The sequence below is a fragment of the Amycolatopsis sp. NBC_01286 genome (assembly GCF_035982555.1).
In the GTDB taxonomy this organism is placed as follows: Bacteria; Actinomycetota; Actinomycetes; order Mycobacteriales; family Pseudonocardiaceae; genus Amycolatopsis.
The window spans coordinates 6,187,896-6,202,028 of sequence record NZ_CP108428.1 but is presented as its reverse complement, the minus strand read 5'-3'; the positions used below and the strand labels follow the sequence as shown (position 1 = coordinate 6,202,028).

General features: G+C 75.6%; 1 pseudogene. It reads right to left on the bottom strand.

Annotated elements, in window-relative coordinates:
- Window positions 1–8: 8 nt before the first annotated feature.
- A pseudogene (locus OG570_RS29425) lies at window positions 9–13,928 on the bottom strand (SDR family NAD(P)-dependent oxidoreductase); the annotation flags it as partial.
- Between the last annotated feature and the right edge of the window lie 205 nt (window positions 13,929–14,133).

Below are 14,133 nucleotides of genomic sequence, written 5' to 3'. Positions count from 1 at the left end.
ATCCGGACGCGCAGCGACGTCGCGCCGGTGGCGTGCACGGCGACGTCGGTCCAGGCGAAGGGCAGCGTGACGCCGTCGGCGGCTTCGAGCGCCGTGACGTGCAGGGCGGCGTCGAACAACGCCGGGTGCAGTGCGAATCCGGCGACGTCCAGGCCGCCGGGCGCGGTGACCTCGGCAAACAGTTCGCCGCGCCGCCGCCAGGCTGTCGTGACGCCTTGGAACGCGGGCCCGTAGGCGTAGCCGCGCTCGGCGAGCTGCGTGTAGAAGCCGTCGATGGGCAGCACTTCGGCGCCGGACGGCGGCCATTCGGTCAGCGCCTGGCCGGCCGGGCCGGCCGCGGCGAGGAAGCCGGCCGCGTGGCGCGTCCAGCCACCGGGTCCGGTGGCCGGGCGGGAGTGGACGGCCACCGCGCGGCGGCCGTCCGCGTCCGCACCCACCGTGACCTGTACGCGGGTGGCCGCGTCGAGCCGCAGCGGCGCCTCGATCACCAGCTCGCGCACCACGGGCGTGCCGACCCGGTCGCCGCCCTGGATCGCCAGCTCCAGCAGCGCGGTTCCGGGCAGCAGCACCGAACCCGCGACCGCGTGGTCCGCCAGCCACGCGGGCGCCTCGCGGGACACCCGGCCGGTCAGGACGACGCCGCCCGCCACCGGGTCCTCCACCACGGCGCTCAGCAGCGCGTGCCGCACCGGGAGCTGGCCCAGCCCGGCCGCGTCGGCGCGGCCCGTGCCCGGCTTGAGCCAGTAGTGCTCGTCCTGGAACGCCGTCGTCGGCACCGGCACGAGCCGCCGCGCGTCCTCGGGGAACAACGGCGTCCAGTCTACGTCGACGCCTCGCGTGTACAGCTGCGCCAGGGCGGCCAGGGCCGTCTCGGCCTCCGGCCGGTCGCGCCGGGTGAAGGCCACACCGCCTTCGGGCAGCATCGCCGTCAGGACGCCGTCCGGGCCCACCTCGAGCACGGCCGCCACGTTCTGGCCGGTCAGGGTGCGGGCCGCGTCGGCGAACCGCACCGGACGTCGCACCTGCTCGACCCAGTAGTCCGCCGCACTCAGCTCCGCCCCGGCGAGCTGACCGGACACAGTGGACACCAGCGGTACCACCGGCTCGTGGTACTCGACGCGGGCGGTCACTTCGGCGAACTCCGCCAGCATCGGCTCGACGAGTCCGGAGTGGAACGCGTGGCTCACCGGCAGGGCGGTGGTCTTGACCGGCAGCGCGGCCGCGGCCGCGTGCACCGCGTCGGCGTCGCCCGACAGCACGACCGCCTCGGGCCCGTTCACCGCGGCGAGCCAGACCCCGTTGCCCAGCAACGGTTCGACGTCCACTTCGGACGCCGCCACCGCCACTATCGCCCCGCCGGGCGGCAGTTCCTGCATCAACCGGCCCCGGGCCGCGACCAGCATCGCCGCGTCCGCCAGTGAGAACACGCCCGCGACGTACGCCGCGGCGATCTCCCCCAGCGAGTGCCCCGCGACCACGCGCGGGTGCACGCCGAACGACTCCAGGAGCCGGACCATCGCGACCTCGACCGCGAACAACCCCGCCTGCGTGTAGACCGTCTCGTGCACCGCGTCCGACGCGATCGCCTCGCGCAGCGGCCGGTCCAGATGCCGATCCAGCTCCGCGCAGACCTCGTCGAACGCCGTCGCGAACACCGGGAACTCCGCCGCCAGCTCGAAGCCCATCCCGACCCGTTGCGCGCCCTGACCGGTGAACACCAGCGCGACGCCGCTGCCGGACGCGACCCGGGACGCCCGCGCCGCCCGCAGCCGCGTCGCCGCCTCGGTGACGTCCGACGCGAACACCACCGCGCGGTGCTCCCACGCGGCGCGCGCGTGCGCCTGGGTCCACGCGACAGTGCCGAGGTCCGGGCCACCGTCCAGGAAGGCCGCGAGCCGCGTCGCTTGGTCGAGAAGCGCGTCGGCGGTCCGCGCCGACACGACCACCGGCACCGGCCCGGTGAGCTGGACGTCAGCCTCGGCGACCGGCGGCCCCTGCTCCAGGACGACGTGCGCGTTGGTGCCGCTGACCCCGAACGACGACACCGCCGCGCGCCGCGGCCGGTCCGCCTCGGGCCACGGCGCCGGCTCGGCGAGCAGCCGGATCCCGCCGGCCGACCAGTCCACCCGCGACGACGGCTCGCCGGCGTGCAGGGTCCGCGGCGCTGTGCCGTGCCGCATCGCGAGGATCATCTTGACGACCCCGGCGACCCCGGCCGCGGCCTGCGCGTGCCCGATGTTGGACTTCAGCGACCCCAGCAGCAACGGCCGCGCCGGATCCCGGTCCACGCCGTAGACCGCCTGCAGTGCCTGGACTTCGATGGGGTCACCGAGGGTCGTGCCGGTCCCGTGTCCTTCGAGGACGTCCACATCGGACGGTGCCAGCCCGGCGTTGGCCAACGCCTGCCGGATCACCTCCTGCTGGGCGGGCCCGTTCGGCGCGGTGAGGCCGTTGGACGCGCCGTCCTGGTTGACCGCCGTGCCCCGGACGACGGCCAGGACCTCACGGCCCTCGCGCACCGCGTCGGAAAGCCGTTGCAGCACCAGCACTCCGACACCTTCGCTCCAGCCGGTGCCGTCGGCGTGGTCGGAGAAGGACTTGCACCGGCCGTCCGCGGACAGGCCGCGCTGGCGCGAGAACTCGACGAACATCCCCGGCGTCGCCATGACGGACGCGCCGCCCGCCAGCGCGAGGGAGCACTCGCCGCTGCGCAGCGACTGCGCGGCCAGGTGCAGGGCCACGAGCGACGACGAACACGCCGTGTCCACCGTGACCGCCGGTCCGCGCACGCCGAGCACGTAGGACACCCGGCCGGACAGCACGCTCGACGACGATCCGGTGAGGACGTAACCCTCGACGCCGGGGTTCTCCGCGCCGGCGCCGTAGTGCTGCGCCGAGGCGCCGAAGAACACCCCCGCGGCCTGCCCGCGCAGGGACGTCGGCGCGATGCCCGCGCGTTCCAGGGCCTCCCACGACGTCCGGAGCAGGAGCCGCTGCTGCGGGTCCATGGCGAGCGCCTCGCGCGGGGTGATGCCGAAGAACCCCGCGTCGAAGCGGCCGGCGTCGTGGAGGAACCCGCCGGACCGCGTGGTGGACGTGCCCGACGAGTCCGGGTCGGGGTCGTACAGCGCGTCGAGGTCCCAGCCGCGGTCGGCCGGGAAGCCGGTGATCGCGTCGACGCCGTCGCGCACCAGATCCCACAGCGCGTCGGGGCTGTCGACGTCACCGGGGAGCCGCACGCCCATGCCGACGACCACGACCGGGTCGTCGTCGAGCACCGCGCGCGTGGGTTCGGCGGCCGCGGGGTCGCGCTCGCCGAGCAGGTGCTCGGCCAGGGCGCGGGGGCTGGGGTGGTCGAACACGACGGTGGCGGACAGCGCGATCCCGGTCGCGGTGGTGAGCCGGTTGCGCAGCTCGACGGCGGTCAGGGAGTCGAAGCCGACGTCGCGGAACGCCTGGGCGGCCCCGATGGTCTGTTCGTCGCCGCCCAGGACGGCGGCGGCTTCGGCGCGCACCAGTTCCGTCAGCGCGGCCAGATCCCTCACCGCAGAACGGCTTTCGGCGGGCCGGGCGGTGCGTCGGGTGCGGCCGGCGAGGTCCCGCAGGATCGGCGGGACGTCCCGCAGCGCGTGGACGTCGACGGCCATCGGCACCAGCGCGGGCCGCGCGGACGTCAGCGCGCGGTCGAACAGGGCCATGCCCCGGGCGGGGTCGAGGGCGCCGAACCCGGCTCGCGCCATGCGCCGGCGGTCCTGGTCGGCGAGCCCGGCGTTCATCCCGGTGTCGCCGGCCCACAGGCCCCAGGCCAGGGACACCGCGCCGGGACGGCGGACGGCCAGCGCGTCGAGGAACGCGTTGGCCGCGGCGTAGTTGGCCTGACCCGCGGCGCCGAGCACCCCCGCGACCGACGAGAACATCGCGAACAGCGCGAGGTCGGCGTCCCGGGTCAGCTCGTCCAGGTGCACAGCGGCGTCGATCTTGGGCGCGAAGACCCGGTCGAGCCGCTCGTCGTCCAGGGACGCGAGCACGCCGTCGTCGAGGACCCCGGCGGCGTGCACGACGCCGGTGAGCGGGAGGCCGTCCAGCAGGGACCGGACCTGCTCGCGGTCACTGGTGTCGCACGCCACGACGTCGACGCGCGCACCGCGTTCCCGCAGCTCACGCGCGGTCTCGGTGTCGCCGCCCCGCCGTGACGCGAGCACCAGGTGACGCACGCCGTGCTCGGCCACCAGGTGCCGCGCGACGAGCGAGCCGAGCATGCCCGTCCCGCCGGTGATCAGGACGGTGCCCGCCGGATCGAGCGTGCGCGGCAGGGTCAGGACGTTCTTGCCGATGTGCTTGCCCTGCGCCATCGTCCGGAACACCTCGGGCGCGCGGCGGATGTCCCACGTCGTGAGCGGGATCGGCCGCAGGGCCCCGGTCCCGAACAGCTCCAGGACCTCGCGCAGCAGCTCGCCGATCCGCTCCGGACCCGCTTCCGGCAGGTCGAACGCCTGGTAACGGTCGACGTCCGTGCGGATGTCCGTCTTCCCCATCTCCAGGAACCGGCCGCCCTCGGCCAGCAAGCCCAGCGACGCGTCGACGAACTCCCCGGCCAGCGAATTCAGCACGACGTCGACCTGGCCGAACTTCTCCGCGAACTCCAGGGTCCGCGAATTCGCGATGTGGTCGTCCGGAATCCCCATCTCCCGCAAGACATGCTGCTTGCCGGGGCTCGCCGTCGCGTAGACCTCGGCACCGAGGTGGCGCGCGAGCTGGACCGCGGCCATCCCGACGCCCCCGGCGGCGGCGTGCACCAGCACGCGCTCGCCGGGCCGCACTCCGGCGAGGTCGACGAGGCCGTACCAGGCGGTCATGAACACGACCGGGACCGACGCGGCCCGCTCGAACGACCAGCCCGCGGGCACCGGCGCCAGGGTGCGGGCGTCCGCCACGACCTGCGGGGCGAAGCTGCCCGGCACCATGCCCAGGACGCGGTCGCCGACGGCCGGGCCGGTCACGCCCGGACCGACCTCGGTGACCACGCCGGCGCACTCGCCGCCCATCCCGGCGGCGCCGACGTCGACACCGAGCCCGGACAGGACGTCGCGGAAGTTCACCCCGGCCGCGCGCACGTCGACCCGCACCTGCCCGGCGGCCAGGGGTTCCACTGTGGACGGTGCGAGCGTGAGCCCGTCGAAGGTGCCGCCCGCGGCCCGCAGCACCCACGGGCCGTCCTCCGGCAGCACGAGGTCGTCGTCGGTGGCCCGGGCCAGCCGCGGCACCCAGCCCCGGCCGTCGCGGACCGCGCACTGGTCCTCACCCGACGCGGCCAAGGCCGTGAGCAGGCCGTCCGGGATGTCACCGTCGACCAGCAGCAGGCGGCCGGGGTTCTCGGTCTGGGCGCTGCGCACCAGTCCCCAGACGGCCGCCGCGACCGGGTCCGGCGGGCCGCCGAGGTCCACCGCGCCGGACGTCACGACGACGAGCCGCGAGCCGGTCCACTTCGGATCGCCGAGGAAGCTTTGCAGGGTGCGCAGAACCCGGCCGGTGACGTCGCGCACCCGCCGCGGTTCGTCGCTGCCCGCACCGGCGTCGGCACGCAGGACGAGCCACTCGGGACGCGTGGTCAGGTGGCCGAGATCGCCGGTCACCGTCCCCGGCGCGACGGGCGTGCCGGGTTCCGCGGTCAAGGGCGTCCACCGGAGCCGGAAGAGGGCGTCGTCGACCGGGCGGGCGAGCCGGTCGCGCGGCACCGGCCGGGTCGTCAGGGACCCGACGGACAGCACCGGATCGCCGGCCCCGTCGGCGAGGTCGACGGCCAGGCCGCCGTCGACGGGGCGCAGCCGGGCCCGGAGGCTGGTCGCGCCGGTGGCGTGCACCACGACGTCGGTCCAGGCGAACGGCAGCGACACCTCGTCGCCCGCGTCCAGGATGGTCGGGTGCAGGGCGGCGTCGAACAACGCCGGGTGGATCGCGAAGCCCGCGATTTCCAGGCCCTCGGGCAGCGTCACCTCGGCGAAGAGTTCGTCACCGCGCCGCCAGGCCGCCGTCACCCCGCGGAACGCCGGGCCGTAGGTGTAGCCGCGGCCGGCGAGGGTGTCGTAGAACCCGGACGTGCCGACGGGCTCGGCGCCGCTCGGCGGCCACTCCCCCAGGCCGGTCGCGGCCGGCTCCTCGGCGACCAGGAAGCCCGCGGCGTGCCGAGTCCACTGTGCACCGTCCACTTGGGAGTAGACGCCGACCGGGCGGCGGCCCGACTCGTCGGCGCCGACGACGACCTGCACGCGCACCGGCTCGTCGTCCAGGCGCAGCGGGGCCTCGACGACCAGTTCGCGCACCACCGGCGTGCCCACGCGGTCGCCGCCCTGCACGGCCAGCTCGACGAGCGCCGTGCCGGGGACCACGACCGTGCCGGCCACCTCGTGGTCGGTCAGCCACGGGTGTGTCTCGCGGGCGATCCGCCCGGTCAGGACGACCCCGCCGGACGCGGCGTCGGCCACCGCCGCGCCGAGCAGCGGGTGGGCGAGCGGCAGGACGCCGGTGTCGGCGGTGCCGGTCTTGAGCCAGTAGTGGCGGTTCTGGAACGCCGTGGTCGGCACCGGCACGACCGGGAGCCCGGCCGGGAACAGCGCGCTCCAGTCCACCGGGACGCCGTGGGCGAACAGCGTGGCCAACGCGGTCAGCGCCGTGCCGGTCTCGGGCCGGTCCCGCCGCGTCAGCGCGACGGCGACCGGCGCGTCGTCGATCTCACGCACGGCCGGGGTGAGGGCCGCGTCGGGCCCGACTTCCAGCACCGCCGCGACCGAGAGGTCCAGGACGGTCCGGACGGCGTCGGCGAACCGCACCGGGCGCCGCACCTGCTCGACCCAGTAGTCTGCCGAACCCAGCTCCGCCCCCGCGGTCCGTCCGGACACAGTGGACACGACGGGCAGCGTGGGCTCGCGGTAGCCGACGCGGCGCGCCACCTCGGCGTACCCTGCGAGCATCGGGTCCAGCAGTCCGGAGTGGAACGCGTGGCTGACCGTCAGCGGAGTGGCCTTGAACGCCAGGCCCGCCGCGGCCGCGTGCACGGCCTCGGCGGCGCCGGAGAGCACCACCGACCGCGGCCCGTTCACGGCCGCCAGCCACACGCCGTCGCCGAGCACCGGCTCGACGTCCACTTCGGACGCCGCGACCGCCACCATCGCCCCACCGGGCGGCAGTTCCTGCATCAACCGGCCCCGAGCGGCCACCAGCATCGCGGCATCCCGCAGCGAGAACACGCCCGCGACATACGCCGCGGTGATCTCCCCCAGCGAATGCCCCGCGACCACCCGCGGGCGCACGCCGAACGACTCCAGCAACCGGACCATCGCGACCTCGACCGCGAACAGCCCGGCCTGCGTGTAAGCGGTTTCGTGCACGAGATCCGACGCGATCGCTTCACGCAACGGCCGGTCCAGGTGCCCGTCGAACTCCGCGCACACCTCGTCGAACGCCGTCGCGAACACCGGGAACTCCGCCGCCAGCTCCGCACCCATCCCGACGCGCTGGGCGCCCTGACCGGTGAACAGCAGGGCGACGCCGTCACGGGACGCGTCGACGACGCCCTGGACCGCGCCCTTCCGCAGCAGGTCGGCGGCCTCGTGGGCGGTCCCGGCCAGTGCCACGGTGCGGTGTTCCCACAACGCCCGTGACCGCAGGAGGGACCACGCGGGCGCGGCGAGGGCGTCCTGGCTCTCGAGGAAACCGGCCACCCGTTCGATCTGCTCGGCGAGGCCGCGGGCCGAACGCGCCGACACGACCACGGGCAGGACGTCCGGATCAGCCACGACCGGGGAGGCCGCCGCTGTCGGCGCTTCCTCCAGCACCAGGTGCGCGTTGGTCCCGCTCACCCCGAACGACGACACCCCGGCCCGGCGCGGCCGGTCCCCGCGGGGCCAGTCCTCGGCCGCGGTGAGCAGCCGGACCGCCCCGGCGCTCCAGTCGATCTGGGTGGACGGGTGCGTGGCGTGCAGTGTCGGCGGCAGGACGCCGTGGCGCAGGGCCAGCACCATCTTGACGACCCCGGCGACGCCGGCCGCGGCCTGCGCGTGCCCGATGTTGGACTTCAGCGAACCCAGCCACAACGGCGTTTCGCGGTCCTGGCCGTAGGCCGCTTGGAGGGCGTGGACCTCGATCGGGTCACCCAGTGTGGTACCCGTGCCGTGCGCCTCGACGACGTCCACTTCGGACGGTGCCACTCCGGCGTTGGCCAGCGCCTGCCGGATCACCGCCTGCTGCGCGGGTCCGTTCGGGGCGGTCAGGCCGTTCGACGCGCCGTCCTGGTTGACCGCGCTGCCCTTGACGACGGCCAGGACCTCCCGGCCGTCGCGCACGGCGTCCGAGAGGCGCTGGAGCACCAGGACCCCGACGCCCTCACCCCAGCCGGTGCCGTCGGCTCCGTCCGAAAAGGACTTGCACCGGCCGTCGGCCGCGAGCCCGCCCTGGCGGGCGAACTCGGTGAACGCCGCCGGGGTCGCCATCACCGTCGCGCCCCCGGCGAGCGCCATCGAGCACTCCCCGGACCGCAGTGACTGCGCCGCGAGGTGCATCGCGACCAGCGACGACGAACACGCGGTGTCCACGGTGACGGCCGGGCCGCGCACCCCGAGCACGTACGAGACGCGGCCGGAGATGATGCTCGCCGACGATCCGGTCATGGCGAACCCGGCGGCTTCGTCGGCAAATCCCTGCCCCTGCATCCCGTAGCCGAGGGCGGAGGCGCCGAAGAACACCCCGACGTCCTGCCCGCGCAACGACGTCGGGGCGATCCCGCCGCGTTCCAGCGCTTCCCACGACGTCTGGAGCAGGAGCCGCTGCTGCGGGTCCATCGCCGCGGCTTCGCGGGGCGAGATGCCGAAGAACGCGGGATCGAAGCGGCCCGCGTCGTGCAGGAACCCGCCGAAGCGGGCGACACCGTCGAGGCCGCTCGTGTCCCAGCCCCGGTCGGCGGGGAACGGCGAGATCGTGTCGACCCCGCCGGAAACGACGTCCCACAGGGCTTCCGGACCGTCCACTCCGCCCGGCAGCCGCAGCCCGACGCCGACGATCACCACCGGGTCGTCGGTGACGACGGCGGCCACGGGAGCGACCGGCGCGAGGGTGCCGGCGAGGTACTCGGCGAGCGCCTGGGGGTCGGGGTGGTCGAAGACCACAGTGGACGGCAGGGCCGTCCCGGTGAGGTCCGTGAGCTTGTTGCGGAGCTCGAGCGCGGTGAGGGAGTCGAACCCCGCGTCACGGAAGGCCTGGGTGGCGGTGACGCCGTCGCCACCGCCGAGGACGACGGCGGCTTCGGCGCGGACGAGGCTGGTGAGCTGCGCGACCCGGTCGGCGGGCCCGGCCGCGGCCAGGCGGCTCAGCAGGCCGCTCCCGGCGGTGGCGGCGGCCCGCCGGACCGGCCCGGTGAGTTCGCTGAGCAACGGCGGGACGCCGTGGTCGCGCGCCCGGTCCCGCAGGACCGCCACGTCGAGGACCATCGGCACGAGGGCCGGCCGGGCCGACGTCAGCGCGGTGCGGAGGAGGGCGAGACCCCGCGCGGGGTCGAGGGCGCCGAAGCCGGCGCGGGCCATCCGCTGGGCGTCGGCGGCGCTGGAGATCTGTCCGTCGCCGGCCCAGAGGCCCCAGGCCAGGGCGACGGCGGCTTGGCCGGCGGCGCGACGGCGCGCCGCGAGACCGTCGAGGAAAGCGTTTGCGGCGGCGTAGTTGCCCTGCCCGGCGCCGCCGAGCACCCCGGCGGCGGAGGAGAACAGCACGAACGCGGCGAGGCCGGCGTCGCGCGTGAGGGCGTCCAGGTGGACGGCGGAGTCCACCTTGGGGCGCAGGACGGTGTCGAGGCGCGCGGGGTCGAGCGTGCCGAGGAGGCCGTCGTCGATCACCCCGGCCGTGTGCACGACGGCGGTGAGCGGCGCCCCCGCCGGCACCCGGGCGAGCAGGTCGCGCACCTGGTCGCGGTCGGCCGTGTCGCAGGCGACGACGTCGACCCGCGCACCGGCGGCTTCGAGACGTCCGGCCAGGTCGGCGGCCCCGTCGGCGGCGGGTCCGCGGCGGGAGGCGAGCAGGAGGCCGCGCACGCCCAGCTCCCGCACGAGGAACTCCGCGACGGCGGAGCCGAGCATGCCGGTGCCGCCGGTGACGAGGACCGTGCCGGCCGGGTCGAGCGGGCGCGCGCCGGGGTCCGGGGCGCCGGTCTCACGGACGAGCCGGGGCACCCGGATCTCGCCGTCGGCGACCCGGCACTCGTCCTCGCCGGCGGACACCAGCGTCGCGGCCAGGGCGGCCAGGTCGGTGTCGCCGGTGACGTCCGCCAGCAGGACGCGGCCCGGGTGCTCGGTCCGGGCGGTGCGGACGAGACCCCCGACCGCCGTCGCGACGGGGTCGGCGGCGTCGCGGGTCACGACCAGCAACCGGCTGTCCCGCCAGGCCGGGTCCGCGAGGAAGGCCTGCAGCGTCGCCAGCACTCCGGCGAGGACCTCGCGCACCCGGGCGGTCTCCTCGCCCGTCCCCGGGGCGACTCGCAGGACCACAGTGGACGGTGCCTCGACGGCCTGGGCGAGGCCGGCCGCACCGTCGATGACCAGGGCCTCGCCGGAACCACCGGAGACGACGTCGGGCAGGGGCCGCCACTCGACCGCGAACAGCGCGTCCCCGGCGCCGTCGTGTGCCAGGGGCACCGTCCCGGTCGTCACCGATTCCGCCGATAGGATCGGCGCCCCGGCCGTGTCCTGCAAGGTCAGGGCCCAGCCGCCGGGGACCGGGGTCAGCCGGGCCCGGACGGACCCGGCGTTGCCCGCGCTCAGCGTCACCCCGGCCCAGGCCGCGGGCTGCTCCCCCGTCACCGCCAGCGCCGCGGTGAGCAGCGCCGGGTGGATCGCGAACGTCGTGGGGTCCACTTCGGACGGTAGTTCGACTTCGGCGTAGATGTCCTCGCCGCGGCGCAGCAGGCCGTCGGCGGTTCGCGTCGCTCCCGGCGGCGGCCAAGCGAAAGACGGCGGCACCGGGGCCGCGGTCGTCAGGGTCCCGGTCGCGCAGCGCACCCACGCACCACCGCCGTCGGAACGCGCGTGGACGTCGACCCGTCGAGCACCGGACTCCGCCGGGCCGGCCACGACCTGCACCCGCACCGGCGTCCCCGGGGCGAGGGCGAGCCGTCGTTCGGCCGTCAGTTCGCACACGACCGGCGCACCCACCCGGTCACCGGCCTGGATCGCCAGCTCCAGCCAGGCCTCGGCGCCCGCTTCCGGCAGCACGTCGGACGACAGCCGGCCGGTGAGGGTCACCGCGCCGGTCGCCGGGTCCTCCACCGCCGCGCCGAGCACCGGGTGCGCCACCGCGTCGAGGCCGAGGCCGGCCGCGTCGGCCGCCGCGCTGCCAGGCGTCAGCCAGAACCGGTCCTGGCGGAACACCGTCGTCGGCAGCGACACACGGGCGGGCGCCGCGGGCAGCAGCGGGTCCCACGCCACTTCGGCGCCGCACGCGAACGCCGTCGCCAGCGCGGCGCGGAAGACGTCCGGCTCGGGACGTCCGCGGCGGCCCAGGGGCACCGTCGCGGGCGCGCCGTCGGGGACCATCGCCGTCAGCGCGGCGTCCGGGCCGACCTCGAGCAGCACGGCCGGCGTGGTCGCCAGCACCGTCGTCACGGCGTCCGCGAACCGCACCGGACGCCGGACCTGGTCGACCCAGTACTGCGCCGAGCGGATCTCGGCACCGGCCACCGCACCGGACACAGTGGACACCAGCGGGACGGACGGCTCGTGGTAGGTCACGCGCGCGGCCACCGCGGCGAAGGGCGCCAGCACGGGTTCGACCAGTCCGGAGTGGAACGCCTGAGAGACGGTCAGCCGCTTCGTCCGGTACGGCAGCCGCTCCGCCGCGGCTTCGATCGCGTCGGCGGTCCCCGACAGCACCACGGACTCCGGCCCGTTGACCGCCGCCAGCCACACGCCGTCCCCGAGCACCGGCTCGACGTCCACTTCGGACGCCGCCACCGCGACCATCGCCCCACCCGGCGGCGGCTCCTGCATCAGCCGACCGCGCGCGGCGACCAGCATCGCCGCGTCTTCGAGGGAGAACACGCCCGCCACGTACGCCGCGGTGATCTCGCCGAGGGAGTGTCCCGCGACGACCTTCGGCCGTACCCCGAACGACTCCAGCAACCGCACCATCGCGACCTCGACCGCGAACAACCCCGCCTGCGTATAGACCGTTTCGTGCACCGTGTCCGACGCGATCGCGTCGCGCAGCGGCCGGTCCAGGTGCCGGTCGAACTGCGCGCACACCTCGTCGAACGCCGTCGCGAACACCGGGAACTCCGCGGCCAGCTCCGCACCCATCCCGGGTCGCTGCGCACCCTGCCCGGTGAAGAGGAACGCCACACCGTCGTCGTCCGGTGCCGGTCCGCGGCTGCTCACCTCGCGCAGCCGCGCGACCGCCTGCCCGGGGTCCTCGGCCCACACGACCGCCCGGTGCTCCCACAGCGCCCGCGACCGCACCAGCGCCGCCGCCACCGCGCCGAGATCCGCGTCCGGATCCAGGGCTTCGGCCAGCCGCGCGGCCTGGTCGGCCAGGCCCGCCGCCGACCGCGCGGACACCACCAGCGGCACGATCCCGGTCGACGTGCCGGGCGGCGGCTCCTCCTCGGCGGCCTGCTCGACGATGACGTGCGCGTTGGTCCCGGACACCCCGAACGACGACACCCCGGCCCGGCGTGGCCGGCCGGTTTCCGGCCACGGGCGCGCTTCGGTCAGCAGCCGCACCGCGCCGCCGGCCCAGTCGACGCGGGACGACGGTTCCGTCACGTGCAGGGTGCGCGGCAGCACGCCGTGCCGCATCGCGAGGATCATCTTGACGACCCCGGACACGCCGGCCGCGGCCTGCGTGTGCCCGACGTTCGACTTCAGCGAGCCGAGCCACAGCGGCGTTTCCCGGCCCTGGCCGTAGGTCGCCAGCAGCGCCTGGACCTCGATCGGATCGCCCAGGGTCGTCCCGGTGCCGTGGCCTTCGACGGCGTCCACATCGGACGGTGCCAGGCCCGCACCGGCCAGCGCATGGCGGATGACCTCCTGCTGGGCCGGGCCGTTCGGGGCGGTGAGCCCGTTCGACGCGCCGTCGGCGTTGACCGCGCTGCCGCGCAGCACCGCCAGCACTTCACGGCCTTCGCGGCGCGCGTCGGAAAGCCGTTGCAGGGCCAGGACCCCGACGCCTTCGCCCCAGCCCGTCCCGTCGGCGGTGTCCGAATAGGACTTGCACCGGCCGTCCGCGGACAGCCCGCGCTGGCGCGAGAACTCGACGAAGATGCTCGGCGTCTCCATCACCGTGGCGCCGCCCGCCAGCGCCACCGAGCACTCGCCGGACCGCAGCGACTGCGCCGCCAGGTGCAGGGCCACCAGCGACGACGAGCACGCCGTATCCAGCGTCACCGCGGGGCCGCGCAGGCCCAGCACGTAGGCGACCCGGCCGGAAAGAACGCTCGACGACGAGCCGGTCAGCGCGTACCCGGCCGCGTCGCCGGTCGATTCCCGCAGCTGCGCGCCGTAACCCTGGGCGGCCGCGCCGAAGAACACACCGGTCCGGCTGCCCCGCAACGACGTCGGCGCGATGCCCGCGCGTTCGAGGGCCTCCCACGACGTCTGCAGCAGCAGCCGCTGCTGCGGGTCCATGGAAAGCGCTTCACGCGGCGAGATCCCGAAGAACGCCGGGTCGAACCGGGTCGCGTCGGCCAGGAACCCGCCGGAGCGGGTGTACGACTTGCCGGGGACGTCCGGATCCGGGTCGTAGACGGCCTCGACGTCCCAGCCGCGGTCGGCCGGGAACCCCGAGACGGCGTCGACCTCGTCCGCGAGCAGGCGCCACAGCGCTTCCGGGCTCGTGACGCCGCCCGGCAGCCGGACGCCGATGCCGACCACCGCGATGGGCTCGGCCTTCGCGGCCCGCAGCTCGTCGAGCTCGGCGCGGGCCTGGCGCAGCTCGGCCACGGTCCGCTTGAAGTAGTCGAGAACCTTGTCGTCAACGTCCACGGGTCACACTCGGGTTTCCGTTTCGGGGGCCGGCCGCGGTCACGACGGGCCGAGTTCGCGGTCGAGGAAGTCGAACAGGCCGTCGGCGGTGACGGCGTCCAGGTCGTCCGCCGCCGGG